The organism is Agarilytica rhodophyticola (genome assembly GCF_002157225.2).
Classification (GTDB): domain Bacteria; phylum Pseudomonadota; class Gammaproteobacteria; order Pseudomonadales; family Cellvibrionaceae; genus Agarilytica; species Agarilytica rhodophyticola.
Genome location: NZ_CP020038.1, coordinates 6,481,363 through 6,504,560, shown reverse-complemented (window position 1 = coordinate 6,504,560; position 23,198 = coordinate 6,481,363). Strand labels below are relative to the sequence as shown.

General features: G+C 38.5%; 19 protein-coding genes and 1 tRNA gene. 7 read left to right on the top strand and 13 right to left on the bottom strand.

From position 1 onward, the window contains the following. Positions 1 to 1,171: 1,171 nt before the first annotated feature. Positions 1,172 to 1,375, bottom strand: coding sequence for a hypothetical protein (locus BVC89_RS26885; protein WP_086934172.1), 204 nt, complete (start codon positions 1,373 to 1,375; stop codon positions 1,172 to 1,174). A 363-nt stretch (positions 1,376 to 1,738) separates the two neighbouring features. Then, positions 1,739 to 2,140 (bottom strand): c-type cytochrome, encoded by a 402-nt coding sequence (locus BVC89_RS26880; RefSeq protein WP_086934171.1) that lies wholly within the window; start codon positions 2,138 to 2,140, stop codon positions 1,739 to 1,741. Between the two features lie 286 nt (positions 2,141 to 2,426). On the opposite strand from BVC89_RS26880, the gene BVC89_RS26875 reads away from it, so the two are divergent. Beyond that, positions 2,427 to 2,503 (top strand) — tRNA-Arg (locus tag BVC89_RS26875). 789 nt (positions 2,504 to 3,292) lie between these two features. Here the strand turns inward: BVC89_RS26875 and BVC89_RS26870 are convergent. Together BVC89_RS26870 and BVC89_RS26865 are read right to left on the bottom strand one after the other, a co-directional pair. Further along, positions 3,293 to 3,556 carry a hypothetical protein gene (locus BVC89_RS26870; protein WP_086934170.1) on the bottom strand — a complete coding sequence of 88 codons (264 nt, stop codon included), beginning with the start codon at positions 3,554 to 3,556 and terminating at the stop codon, positions 3,293 to 3,295. Between the two features lie 3 nt (positions 3,557 to 3,559). After that, the gene (locus BVC89_RS26865) at positions 3,560 to 4,213 is read right to left on the bottom strand and encodes a hypothetical protein (RefSeq protein ID WP_086934169.1); all 654 of its coding nucleotides are present in this window, start codon (positions 4,211 to 4,213) and stop codon (positions 3,560 to 3,562) included. A gap of 119 nt (positions 4,214 to 4,332) precedes the next feature. Here BVC89_RS26865 and BVC89_RS26860 point away from each other — a divergent pair, with 119 nt between their 5' ends. Next, positions 4,333 to 4,614 carry a hypothetical protein gene (locus tag BVC89_RS26860; RefSeq protein ID WP_086934168.1) on the top strand — a complete coding sequence of 94 codons (282 nt, stop codon included), beginning with the start codon at positions 4,333 to 4,335 and terminating at the stop codon, positions 4,612 to 4,614. Between the two features lie 21 nt (positions 4,615 to 4,635). Here BVC89_RS26860 and BVC89_RS26855 read toward each other — a convergent pair whose 3' ends face one another. Next, positions 4,636 to 5,112: a protein-tyrosine phosphatase family protein gene (locus BVC89_RS26855; protein WP_086934167.1), complete on the bottom strand. Its 477-nt coding sequence runs from the start codon at positions 5,110 to 5,112 to the stop codon at positions 4,636 to 4,638. 130 nt (positions 5,113 to 5,242) lie between these two features. On the opposite strand from BVC89_RS26855, the gene BVC89_RS26850 reads away from it, so the two are divergent. Beyond that, positions 5,243 to 5,800 (top strand): hypothetical protein, encoded by a 558-nt coding sequence (locus tag BVC89_RS26850; protein ID WP_086934166.1) that lies wholly within the window; start codon positions 5,243 to 5,245, stop codon positions 5,798 to 5,800. 351 nt (positions 5,801 to 6,151) lie between these two features. Here BVC89_RS26850 and BVC89_RS26845 read toward each other — a convergent pair whose 3' ends face one another. Beyond that, on the bottom strand, positions 6,152 to 6,424 hold the full coding sequence (locus BVC89_RS26845) for a helix-turn-helix domain-containing protein (RefSeq protein WP_086934165.1): 273 nt from the start codon (positions 6,422 to 6,424) through the stop codon (positions 6,152 to 6,154). Between the two features lie 220 nt (positions 6,425 to 6,644). Between BVC89_RS26845 and BVC89_RS26840 the strand changes: the two genes are divergently transcribed. Further along, positions 6,645 to 7,397, top strand: coding sequence for a class I SAM-dependent methyltransferase (locus BVC89_RS26840; RefSeq protein ID WP_103654316.1), 753 nt, complete (start codon positions 6,645 to 6,647; stop codon positions 7,395 to 7,397). Positions 7,398 to 7,497: 100 nt separating this feature from the next. Here the strand turns inward: BVC89_RS26840 and BVC89_RS26835 are convergent, their stop codons facing one another. The 7 genes from BVC89_RS26835 to BVC89_RS26805 form a co-directional block, all read right to left on the bottom strand. Next, complete coding sequence (locus BVC89_RS26835) at positions 7,498 to 8,694, bottom strand: serine hydrolase domain-containing protein (RefSeq protein ID WP_086934163.1); 1,197 nt, start codon at positions 8,692 to 8,694, stop codon at positions 7,498 to 7,500. 82 nt (positions 8,695 to 8,776) lie between these two features. After that, a complete protein-coding gene (locus BVC89_RS26830) occupies positions 8,777 to 9,667 on the bottom strand; it encodes a TolB-like translocation protein (RefSeq protein ID WP_086934162.1) in 891 nt (296 codons plus the stop codon). Between the two features lie 420 nt (positions 9,668 to 10,087). Next, the gene (locus BVC89_RS26825; protein WP_086934161.1) at positions 10,088 to 10,966 is read right to left on the bottom strand and encodes a TIGR03915 family putative DNA repair protein; all 879 of its coding nucleotides are present in this window, start codon (positions 10,964 to 10,966) and stop codon (positions 10,088 to 10,090) included. A 19-nt stretch (positions 10,967 to 10,985) separates the two neighbouring features. Next, the gene (locus tag BVC89_RS26820; RefSeq protein ID WP_086934160.1) at positions 10,986 to 12,272 is read right to left on the bottom strand and encodes a putative DNA modification/repair radical SAM protein; all 1,287 of its coding nucleotides are present in this window, start codon (positions 12,270 to 12,272) and stop codon (positions 10,986 to 10,988) included. A 106-nt stretch (positions 12,273 to 12,378) separates the two neighbouring features. After that, positions 12,379 to 13,935, bottom strand: coding sequence for a cryptochrome/photolyase family protein (locus BVC89_RS26815; protein WP_086934159.1), 1,557 nt, complete (start codon positions 13,933 to 13,935; stop codon positions 12,379 to 12,381). Between the two features lie 10 nt (positions 13,936 to 13,945). Continuing rightward, the gene (locus BVC89_RS26810) at positions 13,946 to 14,101 is read right to left on the bottom strand and encodes a DUF2256 domain-containing protein (protein WP_086934158.1); all 156 of its coding nucleotides are present in this window, start codon (positions 14,099 to 14,101) and stop codon (positions 13,946 to 13,948) included. Positions 14,102 to 14,146: 45 nt separating this feature from the next. After that, complete coding sequence (locus BVC89_RS26805) at positions 14,147 to 15,508, bottom strand: DASH family cryptochrome (protein ID WP_245929248.1); 1,362 nt, start codon at positions 15,506 to 15,508, stop codon at positions 14,147 to 14,149. 259 nt (positions 15,509 to 15,767) lie between these two features. On the opposite strand from BVC89_RS26805, the gene BVC89_RS26800 reads away from it, so the two are divergent. The 3 genes from BVC89_RS26800 (at position 15,768) to BVC89_RS26790 (ending at position 22,960) form a co-directional block, all read left to right on the top strand. Then, a complete protein-coding gene (locus BVC89_RS26800) occupies positions 15,768 to 16,319 on the top strand; it encodes a hypothetical protein (RefSeq protein WP_086934157.1) in 552 nt (183 codons plus the stop codon). Positions 16,320 to 16,356: 37 nt separating this feature from the next. Further along, complete coding sequence (locus BVC89_RS26795; RefSeq protein ID WP_086934156.1) at positions 16,357 to 21,186, top strand: aminotransferase class V-fold PLP-dependent enzyme; 4,830 nt, start codon at positions 16,357 to 16,359, stop codon at positions 21,184 to 21,186. 571 nt (positions 21,187 to 21,757) lie between these two features. Beyond that, positions 21,758 to 22,960 (top strand): hypothetical protein, encoded by a 1,203-nt coding sequence (locus tag BVC89_RS26790; RefSeq protein ID WP_086934155.1) that lies wholly within the window; start codon positions 21,758 to 21,760, stop codon positions 22,958 to 22,960. The last annotated feature ends 238 nt before the right edge of the window (positions 22,961 to 23,198 follow it).

Below are 23,198 nucleotides of genomic sequence, written 5' to 3'. Positions count from 1 at the left end.
TAAAAGTATATTAATTAAAATTTAATGTCTAATAAGTATTCGTTTATAAGTTGGCGCAAGAGATTAAAAATTAATCCCGCATGTGCAAACATAATTTGAATTTTTTAAATAAAGATTGTTGTAATACTTACTATAAGCCCCAGCTTTAATTAAAAAATTATAAAAACGCAATAAATGATTTAATCGACATGACTAAATGCATTGATCGGATCAATATTTTTCGGTAACTAATTTAAGATTTTGACAGGTCGACTATAAATTTTGGCACATTAAATTTTAAATCACTTTATTCTATTATATTTTCTATAATGAATAAAAAATAAACTTCACAAATCTGCTATTTAACTAAAACAAACATGCACTAAGATTTTAACGCGATTATTTAAAAGCGCATTAACCGATATCAAAAAATATAGCTGATAATGTTTATTGAAAAATTAAATTCCTTCCATGACAAACAATTAAAACACTTAACCTAAGTTAACAATTATTTAAAATAATTAACATTGATATTAGATGTGAAAAATATAATAGCGGCACTCATAGTTACATAAAACACTTTCTTTAAATGCTATAAACACAATTCGATGTTGTTTTATACAATTTAAATAAAAAGCTTTAATAGAAAGACAGGGTCAATTTCTACTTTTAACTTAAAATATAAGTATTTAAATAAGTGAATTTTTAATTACCTAACAAAAGAATTAACTCGTTACGCATTGATGGTAATTTAAACAAACTTATATTAACGGGAATTTGCTTTTTCAAAAAATGCAGCAGCTTAATTAATATGCGGAATACAACTTAATTGATAATACTCATATGTTAACTAATTCTTAGCCAAATCGCTTGGTTAAGCGGTTTGGGCTTACTCAATTGCGCGGCAGTTTATATATATTTATTGCATTAATCTAGTGCTGATTAAGATTAATTGCTTCTTATTGGTTCAAACTACTAAAAAATAAATTATTAAAAAGATAAAACGATTAAAATGATCTTAAAAAAATTAAAAGCTTGGTTAAGCTAATAGAAACAATAAAAAATAATTGGATGAGAAAAATACGTTAATATTTTTCAATGGGCTTTAAATTTGGTGGGTTTGTAATCGAGCTAATAAAAAAGGCCGATAATATCGGCCTTTTGGTCAAGCAGATTGCTAGCAGGTAAATTACTATTCGCTAGCTTCTGAAGCTTCACTCGCTTCTTCTGCTGGAGCCTCAGCTTTTGGCTCTGGTGTTTTAAGTAACTCTTCTTTTTGTAAAATAGAGACTTTCTCATCACCATTGATCCAGGTACGCGAAGCGCTACGAACAGCGTAACGCTTATCATTACGTAGAAAAATAGTGTACTCAGCAGTTTTTTTAACAAGTTTCATATGCCTTTCCTATATTTTATTTCATTAATATATTGTTTAGCGGCTTATATTTAGCCTAATTACTCAGTCTATAAGCTGAGCGGGCGGCAGTCTATATACATTTTCATCGTTAAGCCAGCACCAATATATAAAAATTGGTAGTTTTGTTAAATTGATGAACGTGTTGGTTGTATGTTGTTCTGGCGTTTTTTCACACTAAGGCTAGAGTCACATGAATAACAATTAAATAGCGATAAAGAGTTAAGTAGTAATAACACTAAAGAAGAAATGAGTAGAAGGAGGGGGTTGTGACGCTATCAAACTAAAAAAGCCGCATAGTGCGGCTTTTTTAGAAACTCGATAGGAAAGCGCCCCTAATGTGACTTACTTGGAGTTATCTACCATATAGTCAACAGAGCCTTTGATCTCGTCATCAGAACAATCAAAGCAGAGCCCTTTAGCTGGCATGCCATTAAAACCGCTGATAGCACTGGTGTATAACACATCAATACCTTTACCTACACGAGGTGCCCAAGCGGCAGCATCACCTAGTTTAGGTGCACCGGCAGCACCAGTAGCATGACAGGTGGCGCACTTTGAATCATAAACATCCTTTCCCGAGCGAGGCCCGCTGTTTGCCGCAACCTGAACAGGTGCCGCAGCACAAGACTCACCAGACATGCAGACAGATCCGGCGGGCTTGATACGATCTTCTAATGACTCAGCTGCAACCTGCAAAGACACAGCAGCCAAGACACCCCACGCGATACGTGTCATTATCTTCATTCATTTCACCTTTTGTCTTAAATAACTAACGCTCTCAAATTTTGTACATGGATTATAGCGGCAAATAGGGGCTACGTGCAGTAGTAATGTCTTTGCGTAATATCAACAAATCCATGTATTTAGCTTCTTTTTACGTCTAATCCCACCAAATAGCTCTCTTTGCTTAAAAAATAAACATGTTCCATTCACCTGCAAAATCCTCAGCCATTGCAAGTAGACTATTTATCGGTTCATGGTATGATGTGCGGCCTGTTGGGAGACACAGCTTAAACCCTCCCAACCTCCCGCATCCGTAGCTCAGCTGGATAGAGTAGGTGGCTTCGAACCACTTGGTCGGGGGTTCGAATCCCTCCGGATGCGCCATATAAAAAAAGGCCCTGCTCGCAAGAGCAGGGCCTTTTTTTATATGTTGTATTTGGATGATTTGATAAGAACCCCTGTTCGACTAAATCGCCTGGAGCGATTTAGCATGCGCAACGCGCACCCGAAGGGCGAGGCGCAGGACGCGCCGAGTGCATCCCGGGATATAGACACCATGAACATTATCAATATATTCGCAGCTCGCAAGAGCAGGGCTTTTTTTGTATGTAGTATCTGGATGATTTGATAAGAACCCCTGTTCGATTAAATCGCCTGGAGCGATTTAACATGCGCAGCGCGCACCCGAAGGGCGAGGCGCAGGACGCGCCGAGTGCATCCCGAGATATAGACACCATGAACATTATCAATATATTCGCAGCTCGCAAGAGCAGGGCTTTTTTTGTATGTAGTATCTGGATGATTTGATAAGAACCCCTGTTCGATTAAATCGCCTGGAGCGATTTAACATGCGCAGCGCGCACCCGAAGGGCGAGGCGCAGGACGCGCCGAGTGCATCCCGAGATATAGACACCATGAACATTATCAATATATTCGCAGCTCGCAAGAGCAGGGCTTTTTTTGTATGTAGTATCTGGATGATTTGATAAGAACCCCTGTTCGACTAAATCGCCTGGAGTGATTTAACATGCGCAACGTGCACCCGAAGGGCGAGGCGCAGGACGCGCCGAGTGCATCCCGAGATATAGGCTCCATGAACATTATTAGTATATCCACGGCTCGCAAGAGCAGGGTGTTTTTACTGCTTGTTAGGGGGGTGATAAAAAGCTTTGTTTAGCTCTTATCTTTGTTATCACCATCGTGGACTTTAAAGGCTTTACGGCGTTCTTCAGGAGTGTATTCTTCTAGTTCATCGGGAAAGAGTTCTGCGTCAGATTTGCCAAGGTCTTTGATGTCTCCAAAGATAGGCCCTCGCTCGTCAAAGTCTGCAGCTTCACCTGCAAACAAGTCTTTTGAATGCTTGGCCGCGCGTTTATTAAGCCATTCCTCAAATTCTGGTGTGCCTTCAGGGGGACGCTCGTTATCTTGATCTCTCATGTTTTATAGGTCCTTAAAACAAAAGTCTTCGTTACGATTATGGGAAAAACCTGATTTGCTTAAATAGTAATCGCGAACTTGATCATTTACTGGCTTAGTAATTCTAAGTTGAGTTGCACCAATAGCTTCAGCATATAGCGTTGCTGCTAATATTGCTATATCAGTAGCTCTGCCATCAAGGGGTGATCCTGCCGGGTTTGCTTCAATATAGTCTAGCCTTAGCTTTCCTCCACTCCATGTAGGTTTTCCCAAGCTAGCGCTACAAAGCACATTATTCCTATACCAAATTGCTAGCTCAAACCTTCGAGGATCTGCGCGATAAATACTCTCAATTTCTCTCCAATCCCAATTTAGACGTCTATTCTTCTCTTTTTCCCATTTTTTTAAAGCCCGGCGGCAGTCCATATCAAATTCATTTAAGCTGATGTCTGTCTTTTGAACGGCTTCTTTTCTTTTATTAAGTATGGTTTCTGGGAAGCTATTGTAAACAGATCCTAATGATTGTTGCCGTAACTCTTGGTATCTGCTCTTGACTTGCGGATAAGAAAGTTTCACTTTTTTATTCATATATTCTCCATAATATCTATGTGTGGCCAAAGTATGTGAAGATTCTAACAATGTGATGCTAGAAGCAGGCGAAGAAAAGATTATTGGCATCTAACACTCCTCAAAATTGATAGTTAGTTCACACACAGATAAATATAGCCCGCCAAGTTAGCGTATAAGCTATAAACATCCCCCTATACAACGCTAGCGAAACTGCTACTATTCTCTCTATGAAAACATCTGAAAACGACAATTATTTTATGTGTAAAGATACTTTTTTACATTTACTTTATCTTGCGTTACTTGAAATTAGAGCAGCCTCAGATATAAAAACTGCTAATTATTTTGCTGATATTTTTCATAATATCCCCAAGCACTTATCCAATGACTGGGACTCTGGGAAAGCAAAGGAGACCTTAGAGGTTATTATGAAAAAAGCTGGAAAATATGGGATGGAAAATGAAATTATTGATTTAATTGAGCACTGTAAATCTCACATTAAAAAAAGCTAAAAAATGTTTGATAGTTAGAGTTTATTGATATCTCTTAATAAACTCTAACTGTTCTTTTGTATCAGGTATAGAGCATCCTCTAGAGTTGCTTACAAGCGATATAGCATTACAGTCTGAGAGGCCACTTTGTTTAAGAATACAGCATGCAACTAACCCAGCCCTGCCAATTCCTCCTCTGCAGTGAACTGCTATATTTTCACCTTCTACTATTTGACTAAGCGAGTTTATAATAAATGTTTTAAAGCTTTTATAATTTGGTACTGATCTATCCTTTATCGGATATTTCTCAAATAATAGATTTTCTTGTTTACAAATACCTTCTTCGTCTCCTAAGCCTAATTCATTAATCTCTGTTTTCTCTAGTAAAGATATAACTTTCGTAACACTTATGTTTTTTAAAAAACGGATGTCGTCTTTTAGCCAATCAGATGAAGGTTTAGGCATAATATACAAAGTGCCTTTCCCTATATTGGTTATTTTATAAAGTGACGGTATCATATTAGTGTTTATCTACTGAATATTTGGCTATTATATTAGCATTAACGGGCTATAGATTTGAATTCAAATCATTTATTTGAAAATAACAAAGATATAACAAAAAGAAGGCATTAAAAATAATATAAGAAAAATGAAAGAAAAAAATATAATTAATCAATTAAATTTATCATTAGAACAAAAGAAACCTCTATCAATTTTTACTGATCCAGATAATGAATCATTGTTTACTCCTGGTTTTGTAGATAAATATGATAAGAATTGGCTGAGAATAAAAATACTTGGTAATTACGGATATTTTGATGGCTATGGTATACGTCCGTTGTGCTCGATAGTCGAAATCAAGTCTGGCACTCATTATGAAAATTCATTAGAAAAACTTTATAATCGTAATCCATCACCATTTTTTGATGAGTTTGTAATTGATGATGAGTTAAATAATTCATCTATACTTCTTTCCACAATTAAATGTGCACTTAAGAAGAATATTCCAATTACTTTTTGGGATAAGAAAAATTATGACGAACATGTTGGTTTTTTAGTAGATGTAGATGATTCAAGTATGCTTTTTCATAAACTCCTACCTTACGGACTAAGTGCCGGTGAGTTTAAGTTTTATATTAGTGACATTTATATGCTAGATATAGGTGGAACTATGGAAAGGTCATATATGTTTTTATATCAAAAATGAAATACATGTCATTATATTTATTTGCATTGACAGGACATAGCTAAATAATTTGCTTAGCAATATTCTCACATCTGTTTGTCAGTAGGAGATATGTGTGAGTTTGTTATCTATCGCTAGGTATTATTATGCGATGGGAGTAACGAGTGACTGTCTAATATTTTGATATCGTTGAATTTGTATTGTTCGCTCTTACTTCGAGCTATTTGCTGTAAGGACGACTAAATCGCACTAACAGAGGTTCTTAATTTTCCGGTAAGCTTATTAGGTCGCAACATAATTAGTTATCGCGTTAGTTAAATAAGAATTCAGGGATGCTCACATAGTAATTCCTAGCAATACCACCAACTAATTTCACTCGTCTTCAACCAAATTTTTCAACCGGGCAACAGCGTTGTCCCATTGAGCGGAGGCGCGTTCAAGGTGTTGTTTGGCTTTCTCAATAGCCGATGGTTGATAGACAAACCGGCTTTCGCGTCCGATGCTTTCACGTGCTACTAGTCCTGCGCTTTCTAATACACTTAAATGTTTTCTTATGCCTTGACTGGTCAATCCCGTGCCTTCAGCCAATTGAATGACGGAGCGGGAATCACCGTCTTTTAAGCGTGATAAGAGTGTTAACCTCATTTTGTTGTCTCTGAGTGCGGCAAATAATGGGTGCTGGCATACAAATCATTATAAAGTGCGTTGCTTGCACTGTAGATTTATTACTCAGAGAAAACCTAAAGAGTATGTAAAAACTTCTACTCTACACCTAAAACTTACTTACCTTGAACTAAATGAGAATGTTACTATCTTAGGATAATCGATCTAAATTCCAACTATTTTAACTATAGCGATTAAACCTATGCCTCTTTCCTCACGTCATTTTAAAACCTTGATTATAAGTTGCTGCTTACTAATGGGGGGTATATCCCATGCCGGGCCAAGTGATAGCTCAAAGGATGAACAATTACTGCAACAATTAATTGACAGTAAAGACCGGCCTGAGCGACATACTCAGCGCGATCAGTATCGTCATCCTAGTGAAACTCTAGACTTTATGGATTTAAAGGGAGGCTCTACCGTGGTTGAGATTTTCCCCGGAGGTCAAGGAGGTTGGTATCGACGTATTATCGAGCCTTTTATCACTCAAACCAATGGTCGTTACTTTCCGGTGAGTGAGCGCAGTGATTGGCCTGCAACACCTGCTAAAGGTGTGCCTTACGGTGAAGCAGATTTGGTTTTGGTGTTCCGGGCGCATGGTTTTTTAATATACGACGAGCCAGCGCAGAAACATGTGAACGATCTATTCAAAATGCTTAAGCCGGGCGGTTTTTTCGGTATTGTTGATCACGCTGAGCGTGAAGGTATTGAGCAAGACCCAGTATCAAAAAATGGCTATGTACAAGAAAGCTATTTTAAAGCATTGGCGTTAAAAGCAGGCTTTAAATTGATTAAAACTAGCGATATTAACCGTAATGAAAAAGATACCAAGCAACACCCTCATGGTGTTTATTCATTGCCGCCAACACTTAAAGGCCTTCTAGGTAAGGACAAATATCGTGCAATTGGCGAGAGCGATCGTTTTACGCACCTTTACCAGAAGCCACTGAAATAGTCATTCATTTACCGGACTATTACCGTTGAAGGGTAAATAAATTGTGCGTAGACCAGAAAAGATATTTTCGCTGAAAAGTCTTTTCTGGTTTTCTTCAGTCTTATTTAGTAAACGCAGGTAAAATATTTTTTGCAATATGAGGGACTATCGTATCTTCCCTGTCATGGCCTGTGATCACAATAATTAAGTCCAGCTCTGCAATTGCTATTATGTGCTGTCCGCCACCGCCCCAGGCTAATTTAGCATCGTAGCTCTTATTGCCAACCATGAAATTTGTTTGATACCAAAAATAACCGTAGCGATAAGTTTTAGGTTGCCAATCTTCGGTAGGTTGAGTAATTTTGCTGGTAGCTTTGGCTAGGTATTCTGCAGAAATAAGTTGCTTACCTTGCCACTTCCCTTTATTAATCACTAAGCTGCCCCACTTAAGCATATCGCGTGATATCATGCCTGCGCCTGCGCCAGCTTCTGGCAGGCCACTAACACCATTGGGCCAGCGATAATTTGTAATGCCTATTTTGTCGAGCAGTTCTTTCTTTATAAAATCCTGGGCGCTGCCTGGTACCACGGCCTCGATAACTTGCATCACCAAGTCTGGATCAGTGCCTTTATAGGAAAAGATTTGAGATTTGAGAGTGACGGGAGTGCTATTTTCAAAATAAACTTGAGCCTGATTCTGACCTTTTAATAACTCTGGATTTTCCCTGAATTTGTTAAGCTGTTCTTCCGTAATGCCGACTCCCGAACTCATAGTCAACGCGTCGTGAAGGGAGATTTTTTCTACACCTTTAACAAACTTTTTGGGGTTTAGGTCTTTTAGAAAACTTACTAACGGTTTATCCAAGTCCGCCATAGTCAGATAACCTAGCTGTATTGCACGTCCTAACGCCAAACTGGTATACGCCTTTGTTGCTGACGCTTGAAAATGGGGCAAATTGACACGGCCACGTAAATAGTAGGATTCAAATAAAAGTTTACCTTTCTGGGAAATAAGCATGCTGTCGTACTTACCGTACTTGCCTTCGCCGATTTGCTTAGCCATCTTAACAACCATTGCTTTATCACCACCATCAACGCCTAGTTTTGCTACGGGAATGGCGTCTTTTCTTTTCGCTGGCGCTGTATCGATGAAAGGTTTTGCGAGAAGAGGAATATCTCTAAACGAAAGTTCAGTCTGGGCAGCTGTAGCCTCTGGAGCGTTATCATTATGATTTTGCTCACCTGCGATGGCTAAGTTGCCAAAGCTGCATAGTAAAGTTATTGCAACCAAGTGTTTAAATGTTGAATTGACGGCCATACTTATTTCCTGATCGTTATTATGTTATAGCCTTTTATAGGCTATATTTTTGTCTGTGTTGTGAATGTTCGTTTGCGAAAGCTTATGATTTTGGTCTGAGCTGCTCAATAATTTTCGCATCCACCCAGTATAAGTCTGAATGAGGCTTTGCTTCTTTGGTTGCTGGTGTCACAATTCTATTGAAGAAAAGATATTTACCGTCAGGTGTGACCTGCGGGCCTCCTTCCTCAGCTTCTGTGTTTACGGTATCCCCAAGGTTAATTGCCTTCCCCCATGAACCATCTCGCTGGCGAAAACTGATATAAAGGTCAGAGCTGCCGTATCCACTTTCTCTCTCTCCATCCCACATAATGTAGGATTCGTCTGCTGCAATAAAAGGGTGGGCATTCCACTTACCGGTATTGATGGCTTTATCAAGTGGCTTGGGTTTTTCACGTTTGCCGTTTATTAAACGTGAATAGCGAAGAACACCATTACCATCTCGTGTGAATTCGTCAAAAACTAAAGTGCTTTTGCGGGAGGCGGTAAGGCCCATAATAGGTATTTCTTTAAACGAGGAACCAAGATCTTTCATTTCTGACCATCCCGTATCGGTAAGCTCCTGGTAGCGTTTACCGAAGTGCTTGGTCTTACCATCGGGTGAGGAGAAGGGTAGGCGAGATCTATCAGGCACATCTATCTCATGCCATTTGTTATTCTTTATTTTATACGTAACGGATGAGGTTTCTCTTTGCTTATCACGCATACGCCATCTAATCACATAAAACTCATTCATATCTAGGGAAAAACTACCAGCGTCTCCCCATGCTTCAGTGGAAACAATACCTGGTGCGAAAAGCTCAGGTGTTAATCCAGGAGGCTTTTGGCCAAGGTAAGGCCCTTCCATAACGGGAAGCTTATTCTCGGCATGAGTAAAACTATTTACAGTGAAAAAGGTGATTAAGAGAGCAATAGATGCAGAAAAACATTTCATAGTATCCCCCCAATGACTTAGTTAAGTCTCGAAGTATTGAATACCTAGATAGATGAATATACAACGACCCTGCGACGAACCGTTCTAAATGTGGGATAAAGTGTGAGTATATAAATAAGATGAAGATATGTACTTTCAGTCCTGGCTTCTTAGGTAATAACTTAATAATACCGGTATTTGTATGAGGGCAGAGTATTCTTTTTTATGTGTCACAAGGATAGGGGAACGTATTAAATGATTTTCTCCAAACACTTTTCATATTCTTATGGAGTAAATATTTATGCAAAAGATATGCATGAGATTTAGGTTTAACTGGTAGCCCAATCTGCAATGATGTTCGATTTAAATAGCTTAATTTGGAAGAGTTAATGAGATTCTTTTGTAAAAATGAATATGGTATTACCACATACTAAACCTGTATCACTCACTGTTGTTTATTATTAAATGGCTTTCCTTGTGAAACTTCCTCATATCTTCTTGTTTGCTTTTTATATAATGTGATTGGGATGTTTTCTTCCAAGGAGATGAGTAGCCGTCTTCTACCATCTTATCCATTTGCGTTTGAGCGTTTCTTGTTAGCTCGCTAATTAATTGTGCTTCGGGTAAGTTTTTCCAGTATTTCTTAGGCATTTCAGACTGCATGGCCTTTAGCTTTAAGCGCGCTGGATTAAAAATGTTTTTATAGTATTCAAGCCAGAGGCTTTCTAGTTCGTCTTCAATTTTAGGAGGACTAACTACTCCTTCGGTAAAAATAAGTTCTTCTTTATCCCAATGTGCACAGATATCAGGACTTAGAATTGACCAATGCATATTATTAAAGCGCTTAATGAAGAAAGGCATTTTAGCTGGAATAATAAGGTGCTCGGGCTCAAACCAAGCAATGTAGTAATCTTCTTGTTGTTTTACCTGCTTAAACCGAACAAAAGCCTCCATTTTATGTTTGTCTCGCCTAATAATTCTTTGCATTTTAAGTAGCTCTGCCACTTGTGGATCTGTTAGCATGAGTAACAAATCTTTTCTTTCGAAGAGTAGGCGCCAAGCGACACTATAAAGTAGTGCCCACTTTTTATTATCCCTATAACAAGCAACTTGTTCTGCAAGTTGGAAAAAATGCTTAGGAATATTAAGTTGTTCTTGGATAATAGGTAAAGCTAAAAAAGAATCTTCTTCTGTTCCCCAGAAGAGCGAGCCTTGCTCGGTTAACTCCCAGCTAACATCGTCGGGTTTTATATCACGCTTAAGTAATTCTCGAGCTTGCTTCCGCCAACTATCTAGTGAATCGACTTCGACTGAAAACATAGCAGAACCTCGAAGGTAATTAAAATAAACTTAGCTGTGTCGATGTTTGATTAATAAAATACTGTTTTAAATTGGCTGTTTCTAGTACTTTCGCACAAGGGTTGTAATCAGAAGTTTGAATAAATGGCCCTGCTTTTTTAGTCGACAGGCCACATTTACTAAGGTCGCAGAAACGTAAGCGTTTAAACTTTCTTGTTTGAATAATTTTATTAGCACCAATAGCGCCTATACCTGGGATCCTGAGCAACATTTCTCGACTTGCTTTGTTTATGTCTACTGGGAATACGTCTCTATGCCGCAGTGCCCATGATAGTTTTGGGTCAATATCAAGATCGAGCATGCCTGCTTGAGCTTGACTATGAGTGCCTTGTTGAGTAATTTCAGAAACATTAAAACCATAGAATCGCAAGAGCCAATCCGCCTGATAAAGGCGGTGTTCTCTAATTAAAGGTGGTGATTGTGAAGGTAACAATTGAGCGGCACTTGGAATAGGACTAAAAGCAGAATAGTAGACCCGCCTCATGTTATAGCGACCGTAGAGTGAGTCTGCCAGAGTTAAAATTTTTGCGTCGGATGAAGTATCAGCACCAACGATCATTTGGGTGCTTTGCCCTGCCGGGGAATATACAAATTTTGTGCGTGAAGGTTTGCTGTAAGATCGCGCCGTCGTTGTTTTCTTTTTCCGACGACTCTCTTTTGACTCATCTATATATTCGCGCAGTTGTCCCATGGACTGGTTAATTGTGGCAGGGTTCTTTTCTGGGGCGTAGAGTTCTAATGATTTTTTTGAGGGAAGTTCGATATTAATACTTAAACGATCGGCGTATAACCCTGCAGATTTGAGTAGCTCTGGGCTGGCATCAGGAATAGTTTTTAAATGAATATAGCCACGAAAATCATGTTCCTTCCTTAGTGTTTTTGCTACCTGTACTAACTGCTCCATTGTATAGTCAGACGATTGAATAATTCCCGAACTTAGAAATAAGCCCTCTATATAATTACGTTTGTAAAAATCAAGGGTGAGCTGCACAACTTCTTCAACTGTGAAGCGAGCTCGTTTAACAGGACTTGATGCTCGATTAATACAATAGCTACATTCATAGATGCAAAAATTGGTAAGTAGTATTTTAAGCAGGGAAATACAGCGCCCATCAGGTGCGTAGCTGTGGCAAATTCCCATACCTGAAGATGTGGAGCCAATACCTTTACCCTTACGAGAATCGCGATTAATTGTACCGCTACTTGCGCATGATGCATCATATTTTGCTGCATCCGCCAGTATGGATAATTTTTGATGAACTTTCATGTTCTCTATACTCTTCAGCAGTATCCGCAGCTCAGCAGTGCCCGCAGCGCTCAAAGTTGATGATACTGATATTATATACAGTAATGGGCAGAGGGCAAGTCACATGCTAAAGATTTTCTATGTTTTCTAAGCACCACTGTGCGCGAGTTAATACTTTGTTTCGCTGCTCTTGTGGTTGTTTATCCCAGTTGCGATAAACCATACTTATGCGAGGGTTTTTTTCCAGAATCTGCCTATGCTTAGACATAAAATGCCAATATAAGCTATTGAACGGGCAGGCATTTTCCTCTGCTTTATGCTTAACCGAATAGTGACAACTTTTGCAGTAGTCGCTCATTTTATTGATGTAATTCCCGCCAGCAATATAGGGCTTGGTGGCCACTAGGCCGCCGTCAGCAAACTGGCTCATACCACGAGTGTTGGGCATTTCCACCCATTCGATTGCGTCAATATAAATTCCTAAATACCATTCATCCACCTGTTCTGGTTTAATACCCGTAAGTAGGCAAAAATTTCCTGTCACCATAAGTCGCTGTATATGATGCGCATAGGCATAGTTTAATGATTGGCCTATAGCATGTTTCATGCAGTTCATCTTGGTATTCGCAGTCCAAAAGAAGTGAGGTAAGTCTTGTTTTGCTTGTAGGTGATTCGAGACTGAGTACCCCGGCATATTCGCCCAGTAGACTCCACGGATATATTCTCTCCACCCCAATATCTGTCGAACAAAACCTTCTATCTGTGCGATATCGATAGTTTTTTCGGATTTTTTATAATACGCAATTGTTTCATCCAAGATAGTTTTGGGGTGAAGCATTTTACTATTAAGAGCAAATGATAAACGTGAATGATAAAGGCTCCAAGAATGCTCACTGTTGGCGGTCATTGCATCTTGAAATTTGCCAAATTTAGGCAGGTTATACTTACAAAAATAGCGTAGCACTTGAAGTGCTTGTTTGCGGTTTTTGGGCCATAACAATTGGTTTTCAACTTTTCCGAAGTAACTAACTTTATGTTTATCTAAGCGTTTAATAATATCCGTTACATCATTTTTAAAAGTTAGTGGTGATGGAATTTCTTGAATATCAGCAGCTTTAAAATTTTTACGATTATCACTATCAAAATTCCACTTTCCTCCTTGTGGCTGTTCTTTTTCCATTAATACATCAAAACGTCGACGCATTTTTCGATAAAAAAACTCCATTTTATGATGCTTTCCTTGTGTGAAATATGAAGGTATTTCTTCATATGGCAATAAGAAATGTTCTGTATCGTATTCCTTAATCACAATATGGTTTGGCAAGCGTAGTTCTCGCAATTGTTTTAATAGTCTATATTCGTCTGGGCGCTGATAGCTAAAAGATTGGGCGCTATACTTTTTAATAGTATATATGAGCAACTCATCTAGCTCGGCAAATTCTTCGCAATCGTCAAGTGTCATATGTATAACATGATGGCCGGCATGGGACAGCGCTTGAGCAAATTCCATCATTGATAGGAAAAATGCACATATTTTTTGAACATGATGTTTTACATAATATGTTTCTTGTTTTAGTTCGGCGATAACATAAAGTATAGAGGCATCTTTTTTCTTAAACCAACTATGGTTGGCATTGAGCTGATCTCCTAAGATGAACCGAATTTCTTGATATTTTTTTTTCAAAGTTTGTGTGCTAATGATGTGTTACCTGTTTAAATTTATTTTTGCGACAGCGTTGTGAGCAGTATTTCACTTCGTTCCAGTTTTTAGCCCAGCGCTTACGCCATGAAAAAGGCAGGCCACAGGTTTGACAAATTTTCTTGGGAAGATAAGGTTTTTTATGTGGCATTATTTAACGTCACTCAAATAAAAGAGATCTGATAAAGTAGGGCTGCTAATAATAGTCATGTTGTTCTATCGGCCAGTCTGCAGCATCAGTATGGTCTACCGGTGCGGGTGAACCACGTTGCCAGCGTTTGACAAATGTACCTTCAGGGTCGTAACGTCTTTGCTGCTTTGTAAGATCGAAATGTCTTCCTCCTCGTGGGTCAGCGCCAACACCTGCAATATATTGCCAATTTCCCCAGTTTGTACCTACGTCATAGTCAATCAATTGTTGTTCGAAGTAGGCGGCACCACAGCGCCAATCCAATTGCAGCTCGTTAACAAGGCAACTGGCTACCACTTGTCTTCCCCGATTTGACATAAACCCAGTGGTGTTGAGTTCTGTCATGCAGGCATTGACAATAGGCCAAGGTGTTTGGCCGAGGCACCATTTTTGGAAGCGTTGTGGATAAAATGTAGTGAGAGGTCTTTTATTGCCAATACCGCTAAACCGAAATAAGTTTTTTCCATGATGTTGTGCATACCAGTAAAAATATTCGCGCCATAAAAGCTCAAAGTAAATCCAGTATGTAGACTCATTGGCTTCATTGTTTTCCTCGAACTCTTTAAGCTTCTGGAAAAGCAATCTAACAGATATATTGCCATTGGCTAGCCAAGGTGAGAATTTACATGAGTATGACCAGCCTTCAAATGCATTACGAGTTAGTTTGTATGTACTAGGCGAATTAGACGAAAAATAACTAAGGATGTGCTTTAGAGCGGAGCGCTCGCCGCCTTTAAACAGTTCACATTTAGTCTGCGGGTGATGAGGGATCTTGTCTATTGAATGTTCCACTGTTAGTGGTGGTGGCAGCTCTGCCGGTGCATCCACTGCAGGTACAGGAGAGACATCAAACATCAGCTTTTTGAACTTTGAGAATGTGTCCGCAAAGGCGGATACACGGTCGAGCTGCTGTGAATCAAATAGGGTTGCGGTATGTAGATTGTAGAATTTTACCTCAGTACATATTTTTTGCAGGTTAAGCCATTGGCGGTTCTCATAGAATCCAGGATGATGGCTTTTGATCACAGTATTAATGTCGTATTTTGCCACTAGCGATGGAATGACTTCGAGTGCAGAACCGTATAAAACGTTAAGCTTCTGTCCTTTTGACATCAGTGAGTGATGTAGTGAAGTGAGCGATTCTTTTAGAAAATTGTAGCGGTGAGCGCCCATACGTTTTAAGCCGAAAGCGTTTCGTCTGAACCAAGTATTGTCCATGCAAAACAGGCAAATCAATGGTTGCTCCATTGCCACTGCCTTGAGCAATGCCGGATTATCATGCAAGCGTAAATCGTTCTCAAATACTAGTAATGTAGAAGCCATTGCAATTGTACTTTTAGGTTGAGCTTGACGCTGCCACTCAGGCATATTAATGGTATCGATAATACGTAAGATTATTTGATTTGGATGTGTTCGTGGACTCCAGTGTCATCTCTGAATTGAGCTTAAAAATTGAGCAGTGGTCGATTTGAGGAGCTTAGATCCAACTTTTTAATAGTTATGCCAAGTTAATAGTGCCGTATGTTATTATTAGAGTTACAGCGCTCGTATTAGCGCTACTATTTTTAGAGAAATTTTTAGCTGTAATCAGTGTTAATTGAAATAATCAATGAGAATAAAACTCGTTATGAAAGTAGCTCAAATTTTTTTAGTTTCGCTGCTTGTCTTACAAGCATGCTCCAAACAAGAAGTGGACAGTGGCTCAAAGCAAAAGTCACTTAATGGTGTCAGTAAGGAAGCTACCCCCACAATGGCTGATCATTTTTGCAAAGCTCAAGAAGATGTGGTGTTTAAATGCGCTATAAAAGATAAATTATTATCTGTTTGTGGTATTGACAATGACCGTATTAGCTATCGTTATGGCGCAAACGCTAAGATTGAATTAACTATAGATTCTGAGGTAGTACAAGCCTCCACATCTTTTTCCGGTGGAGCAGAGAGCCATTTGATATTTTCAAAAGGCAACTATAAGTATGTTGTGTTTGACTTTATCGGTAATGGTGAGTGGATTGATGCAGAAAAAGGCATAAGAGAAAAATTACAACAAGGCGGTGTTTTAGTAGTAAAGGATGAAAAGCAAATAGCCAGACTTGAGTGTACAAACTTTTCTCCTGCAAATAGTTTCGCCACACGATCATTTAACAATTCCCAAAAAGTAAAGTTTAGTTATTTTAACTAATTTTTATTTCAGTTATCACTTATGATGAGATTTGCTCATGAAGCCTGTTAAAAAAAATGATCAAAACATACTCTCTTATGCCCAAGAGAGACTTTGGTTTCTGAGCCAACTTGAGAATAACAGTAGTGAATACAGCCTTCCTATAAGGTTTAGTCTTTACGGGCCGTTAAATTTTCAAGCCTACTGCAAAGCGTTACAGTCAATTGTAGAAAGACATGAAATTTTTCGTACAGTGATTGTAGATCGTGATGGTAGGCGCTACCAAAAAACTCTTGAAGACAAAGAATATACTAAAGTACCAGTCGCCTTGAATAATTTGGTTGAGTTAAAGCCACAAGAACAAGTACTTGAGGTGGGACAGCTAATACAAAAAAGTATTAGACAACCCTTTGATTTAAGAAAAGATATATTACTACGTTCGCAAGTTTTCGAGTTATCCAGTGAAAAATATGTAATTTTTATTAATACTCACTATATCGCTGTGGATGGATGGTCATTAGACATCTTTTTACAGGAACTTAGTCAGTTCTACAATTTATATAATGAAAGCAAAGGGAATTCTGAAAGTAAAACCGAGCTGAAGAAAATAAAATATCACTATCGTGATTATGCACAGTGGCAAAGGGATTCATTTGGCTCACAAAAGCTTCGAGAAGAGTTGTCATATTGGAAAAAACAACTGTCAGATTTACCTAGTGTTCATAGTTTGCCACTGGATAAAGCACGACCCGCACGTTTTAACCAACGTGGTAAAGTGATTGAACATATTATCCATAAAACGACCTATAGTAATATTCTCCAGTTTTGTGAGCAGCATAAGTGTTCGACTTTTGTATTTTTACATACTATTCTAAGTGTATTGATAAGCCGCTACAGTAGAGAAAATGATGTTGTTATAGGAACTCCGGTTTCAGGTCGTAATGAAGAAAGTTTTGAATCAATCGTTGGCGTGTTTATCAATACCTTGGTTTTACGTTCTTCGGTAGAAGCAGAAGAGAATTTTTTAGATTTACTAACTCAAACTAGCAAAGTTGTTACTACTGCATTTAAAAATCAACATGTACCTTTTGAGCATCTGGTAGAAGAACTAAACCCTGCGAGAAGTTTGAGCCATAACCCGTTGTTTCAAATAATGTTAACTCTGAAGAATAAGGATAAGCTTCCGAATTTAACAATGCAGGGTCTAAAGGTTATTGGCAATGTTGAAACCCTTAGCTCAATCAAATACGACTTAGAGTTAGTTGCGCAAGAACACAATAATCAATTGCGGATTCATTGGCTGTATAATTTAGACCTTTTTGAAGCGGTAAGTATTGAAAGATTCATCGACAGCTTCGATCTTTTAGTGGCTAGTGTGCTTAAAAATTCTAGTCAAACAATTGCCAATTTGCCGCTCATTAGCGACAGGCAGAGGGCTTTGATTTTAAATCATTACAATGAAAATGCTTCAGTTAACTATTTGCCTACGAGATTAGAGCATTTATTCAGACAGCATGTCGATAGTATGCCAGAAAAAATTGCTATAAAAAGTTCGGATGCTTCTTATAGTTTTGAAACGCTCGATAAAGAGTCGGAGGCTTTCGCTCGAATTCTTTCTTCTCATGGGCTTAAACCTGGAGATTCTGTAGGTATATTTTTATCGCGCTCTGTCGAGTCAATAGTTGCTATTTTAGCTGTACTTAAAGCAGGTGCAGTTTATGTACCTATTGACCCCAGTTTTCCTAAAGTAAGACGTGATTTTATTATTGATGATGCAAATATTCGTATCATTGTAAGCGCTAAGCAATTTTCTGAATTGTTACCTAATAGTGTCACTCATATATTTTTAGATAGTGTAGCAAGTGAAACTGCTAATACTTATGCTGATACTCATATGCGAAGTGCACAAGACCCTGCTTGTATTCTCTATACCTCGGGATCAACAGGGAATCCTAAGGGTGTGGTACTCTCCCATGTGGGCTTTGTTAACCGTATGCAGTGGATGAAATCTACTTTTCCCAGTGTAGAAAACGAATGTTGGTGTCAGAAAACATCTCTTAACTTTGTAGATCATATTGCAGAGATCTTTCAAGCGCTGTTCGAAGGTGTAACTAGTCTTGTTATCGATGAAGAGGATGTCAAAGATACTAGTAGATTTATTGAGCTACTGGTTATCAATAGGGTTACCCGGATAACGGTCGTTCCTTCTTTTCTTAATGCTTTAGTTAGTAATCCACGGTTTAATCAATTAAAGTCGTTGAGATTTATTATTAGCAGCGGAGAAAGTTTGACTCAGTCTCTGTCAGACTTAGTGAGAACATTATTACCGCAGGTGAAACTGTTAAATATCTATGGTTCCACAGAGATAAGCGCAGACGTTACTTATCATTTAACAAGTAGTCTGGAATGTGATGAGGTAATGCAATATTTTCCTCATGAAAGTGAATTTACTTATCATGCATCTAAGGACAGCGTTTTTAATATTCCATTAAGAATGGGAGAATTCTATACCGAACCGGATGTTCCTTACAGTGTGATTCGCCAAAAGTTTGCCGACTTTAAAATGCCTTCTACTTCAAAAAAGTTAGAAGACTATCTTGCTCGCCTAAACGAAGACGTTATTCCATTTACAATAAATGTATCAGATAACCAGTATATCGGGCATATGACTTCTTTGTTACCTAATTTTATGTCCGAGTTTTCTCGTTTGATCACTATTTTGAATCAAAACTTGGTTAAGATGGAAACATCCAAAAGTTTAACTTTTTTAGAGCGTCAAGCAATTGCGATGGTTCATCGGGAGTTCTTTAATTCGGCAGATGAGATCTATGAAGAACATACTCAAGCGACTAACGCCAACTTTGGACTTATCGTCAGTGGAGGAACTTCTGCCAATATTACAGCGATGCTAAGTGCTCGAAACCGAGCATTGTTTAACTTAGGCTATTCGGATAGAGAATTACGTGAACAGGGTGCGTTTAAACTGATCGCAAAAGCTGGTATGGAGGACGGTGTTATTATTTGCTCTAAGCTTGCACATTATTCTATAAAGAAAACGGCGAATATTTTAGGTGTTGGCGAAAATAATATTTTAGTTCTAGAGCAAGATGAAGAGCAAAAAGTACTTATCGATGATCTAAGAAAAAAAATTGAATATTGTCAAAGTAATAATGTTTTCGTGATAGCTATTATTGGTATTGCTGGTGCGACAGAAACAGGAACTATTGATCCCTTGTTTGACATGGCGAACCTTGCAGAACAACATAGTATTCATTTTCATGTGGATGCAGCATGGGGCGGCAGCTTTCGCTTCTCACCTGTGTATAAAAAGATGCTAAAAGGTATTGAACGTGCAGACAGTGTAACTTTCTGCGCACATAAACAATTGTATTTACCACAAGGTATTAGTATTTGTTTATTCCGTGAACCGGTTGATAATGGCCTGCTATCCACTCACTCGCGCTATCAGGCTCAAGCAGGGACTTATGATAGTGGGCAGTATACGATTGAGGGTTCAAGGCCTGCCACAGCTCTATTTTTACATGCAGCACTACATTTGCTTTCTCGTCAAGGCTATAGCTGGTTGCTTGAGCAAAGTATGGAAAATACCGACTACTTTAAAAAGCTTATTGAACATTCAGACGCGTTTGAGCTTGTAGGTAAGCCTGATATGAATATCATAAATTATCGCTATATTCCCATTTCTTTGCGCAGCAATAAATATAGAGTATTTGATGCCCAAGAAAATGATAGTATCAATAAAGCGACTGATGATATTCAGTGGACACAATTTCTCAAAGGTAAAACATTTGTTTCCAAAACGACTTTAAATATCAAACGTGTATCGGAGGATGCCATACGCGTGTTTAGAGTTGTGTTATCAAACCCTACCGTGAGTAAAGCAGACTTAAAAGCAGTACTAGTTGATCAGATTAAAATTGCTAGCGAAATTGTTGAAGACGGAGAAATTATTGAGCATGATATAGCCTCGGTTGAGTCGTTTTCTAGCAGTAATGAAACGCAAACAGTCCCCATCGGCAAACCCATTGATAATGTTAAAATATTGTTACTTGATGATGCCATGCAACTTGTACCTATTGGTGTTACAGGTGATGTTTATGTTTCTGGTCCCGGTTTAGCTCTGGGGTATCAGAATGCGGATAATATTCAAAAGCAACGCTTTATCGAAAATCCCTGGGTCATATCTCAGGGAGATACTTGTCAAGAAAAATTGTTTAAAACAGGAGACAGGGCTCGATGGCTGGACAATAAAGAATTGCAATATATTGGCCGTTCAGATAGTTGTGTCAAGATCCGTGGTGCAATGGTGGATCTTGCAGAAATTGAATTACTTATTCATCAATTAAATGAATGTGATGAAGTAGCCGTGGTTGCTCGAAAAGTTATCAATGATGATTTGCAAATTGTAGCGTACATAAGTTCACATACATTCAAAGACTATAACTTATTGAGTCGTTTTGTGACTAACCATTTAAAGACCCGTGTTCCAAGCTATATGATTCCTGACTTTTTTGTTTTATTGGGTACTTTACCCAAAACTGTTAGCGGTAAAATTAATCGTAAAAATCTTCCACTTCCTGATTCGAAAAATAACCGTAAGGATAGTTATATTGCTGCTCGTACACAGATTGAAAAAGATATGTGTACTATTTGGCAAAGGGTATTAAAATTGGATCGTGTTGGACTTGGGAGTAACTTTTTTTCTTTGGGTGGACACTCGTTACTAGCGATGGCTATGTTAAACCAAGTGATCGATAAGTTCGGTGTAAAAATATCATTAAAAGATATTTTTGAGCACCCTGTTGTGGAAGATCTTGCACATGAAGTGTCTCTGAAAATAGGGCTAGGGCCTGCACACATTAATTAATCGTCCCTGTAGTTCCTAAAACATTCTAATTTAGGGGCGACCCAAAAGGCTGAGCGCATGTTTCCCGTATTCTGTGCTGTTGCTCGTTCATTCAGAACAAGCAAACAGTATGCGCAGGTTTTAAAGCCGCTTTTTTAGGTCTTAGTTCTCGAACATCGACACTCGCAATATCACGTGTTGCTATGGCTTCAACAGAGAAGCGTTTTGATATGCTTATTGAAACATGCTCATCATCAACTTTTATTATTCTTCATGTCTTTACAATAGATTGAATTTTAAACGTTTTGTTCTTCGATTTTTAAAACCATCAACGCTGCTGAAATACCATAAAGCATTTGTTTCAGAGAAAATATCAAAATCGATATTCAGCTGCCTGAAAACTCAAACCAAACTTAAAGAACTATCGCTTGAGTGTTATCGAATCAATGAGTTCGTTGACAACCGCAACTTTATATTAAGTGAGCCGTATGTTTAAGGGACTTAATACTATATCAAGCTAAACATAAAAAAACATAAAGACAGTTTAAGTATGGTTTCAATTAACAAGAGAAGAGAATCTTAGGGGAAGAGCATGCCAAGTACATTTTTAGAACATGATGCTAACGCTGCTAATGGTTACAGAGTAAGTGTGGGGCAGCCAGGAGCAAATTTAATTCCTTTATTTATCACCCGTAGGGATGGGCAAGTAATATACGGCGTTGCGGGAAATAATAATCAGCATGCGCCAAGAGGAAGCTATTCTTACACAGACAATATATATAAAAAAAGACGTACCTTGTGTGATTCTGCCTTAGGCATATTGATGTTAGACAACCATAAATTTATGCAAAAAGCCGCTACCAAAATGAATGCTGGTATCCGATCGTATTTCAAACCCACAGTCGGGAAACTGCTTGAAGGTGCAAAAACTATGGTTTTGCGTGATGCTAGACATATCGCAAATCCGACGAGTTATGGTCGCTTTTCTGCAAGTGATACAACAAAAGATAATAATAAAACGAGCGTTTTCTATGAAAATTATATCCGACGATGGATAAATGAACTCGATGGTGAAGATATTGCTCAAATGATGTCGCTATATGATATTTTTGTCAGCTGTTATTGCCGAGCTGAAAAAGCTAAGCGTAACCGAGACTATCCTACTTTACCGGATAACCACCTCAGAAGTTCTAAGGCATACTCTTTGCACCTTGGTTTTCGGGAAGCTTGGTATGATGACCCCGCTCAACGTGGTCGCGTAAGCAAGCCCTACGGAGGGGAAAGCTCAGCACCTGGACTCCTTCCAGATCAACTTGGCCTTATGCCTGGCCGCTTGAAGTCCTTGAAACGAGCGGGAGTCAGCAATGACGGAAAGGGCAAGCCACGAGTTTACCAGAAGCGCTCCCGTGGTATCGATAGGAATCAAAAAGACACGAACGTTTTACAAGCTAACTATCAATTAGAATTAACACAAATGAATTTGAATTTTTCAGCGTCTGCTTCTGGTACAACGAGTACACTTTTGGCCAGCGCTTATGCCTTTTCACGTAATATGTTCGAGAATTCCCGACAGGGGCGCGATATAGAAGGATTAAAACAATATATGATGGGCTGTGTTGCTTATCTTGTCGGTAGTGGCATGCATACATGCCACGAAGTTTTTTATACCGGAAATAAAGTAGATGGTTTGAACTACGTCACGGGTAAGTACGATAGTATGTTGCCAATATCGTTTAGCGGTTCGCCAGAGTATAGAAAATGGAAAGATGAATTTTGGGATGTTCATAGGCGATAATGTCTAATACTGTTCTCGGCGTAGTTTATTATTGCCAGTTAATCCAAGCCATAAGATATGACATATGTACTAATTAAGTTTGGACTACTACAGATAAAATGATCTTAACACCGAGCGCTGAAATGGGAGCATAAGACGTACTTTTACAAGGTGATTTTGCTAAACTCCTATATGATTAAGTGAGTTCCCCTTTTATCTGATAACTCTTTGGACTATCGGCCTGACCCTGGTGAATAAA

Bases quoted from the DNA above. Each gene is read 5' to 3' on its own strand.
- BVC89_RS26795 (WP_086934156.1), top strand. From the start codon at position 16,357: ATGAAGCCTGTTAAAAAAAATGATCAAAACATACTCTCTTATGCCCAA.
- BVC89_RS26885 (WP_086934172.1), bottom strand. From the start codon at position 1,375: ATGAAACTTGTTAAAAAAACTGCTGAGTACACTATTTTTCTACGTAAT.
- BVC89_RS26790 (WP_086934155.1), top strand. From the start codon at position 21,758: ATGCCAAGTACATTTTTAGAACATGATGCTAACGCTGCTAATGGTTAC.
- BVC89_RS26825 (WP_086934161.1), bottom strand. From the start codon at position 10,966: ATGTTTTCAGTCGAAGTCGATTCACTAGATAGTTGGCGGAAGCAAGCT.
- BVC89_RS26835 (WP_086934163.1), bottom strand. From the start codon at position 8,694: ATGGCCGTCAATTCAACATTTAAACACTTGGTTGCAATAACTTTACTA.
- BVC89_RS26840 (WP_103654316.1), top strand. From the start codon at position 6,645: ATGCCTCTTTCCTCACGTCATTTTAAAACCTTGATTATAAGTTGCTGC.
- BVC89_RS26870 (WP_086934170.1), bottom strand. From the start codon at position 3,556: ATGAGAGATCAAGATAACGAGCGTCCCCCTGAAGGCACACCAGAATTT.
- BVC89_RS26880 (WP_086934171.1), bottom strand. From the start codon at position 2,140: ATGAAGATAATGACACGTATCGCGTGGGGTGTCTTGGCTGCTGTGTCT.
- BVC89_RS26850 (WP_086934166.1), top strand. From the start codon at position 5,243: ATGAAAGAAAAAAATATAATTAATCAATTAAATTTATCATTAGAACAA.
- BVC89_RS26810 (WP_086934158.1), bottom strand. From the start codon at position 14,101: ATGCCACATAAAAAACCTTATCTTCCCAAGAAAATTTGTCAAACCTGT.
- BVC89_RS26830 (WP_086934162.1), bottom strand. From the start codon at position 9,667: ATGAAATGTTTTTCTGCATCTATTGCTCTCTTAATCACCTTTTTCACT.
- BVC89_RS26855 (WP_086934167.1), bottom strand. From the start codon at position 5,112: ATGATACCGTCACTTTATAAAATAACCAATATAGGGAAAGGCACTTTG.
- BVC89_RS26860 (WP_086934168.1), top strand. From the start codon at position 4,333: ATGAAAACATCTGAAAACGACAATTATTTTATGTGTAAAGATACTTTT.
- BVC89_RS26820 (WP_086934160.1), bottom strand. From the start codon at position 12,272: ATGAAAGTTCATCAAAAATTATCCATACTGGCGGATGCAGCAAAATAT.
- BVC89_RS26845 (WP_086934165.1), bottom strand. From the start codon at position 6,424: ATGAGGTTAACACTCTTATCACGCTTAAAAGACGGTGATTCCCGCTCC.
- BVC89_RS26800 (WP_086934157.1), top strand. From the start codon at position 15,768: ATGAAAGTAGCTCAAATTTTTTTAGTTTCGCTGCTTGTCTTACAAGCA.
- BVC89_RS26865 (WP_086934169.1), bottom strand. From the start codon at position 4,213: ATGCCAATAATCTTTTCTTCGCCTGCTTCTAGCATCACATTGTTAGAA.
- BVC89_RS26805 (WP_245929248.1), bottom strand. From the start codon at position 15,508: ATGCCTGAGTGGCAGCGTCAAGCTCAACCTAAAAGTACAATTGCAATG.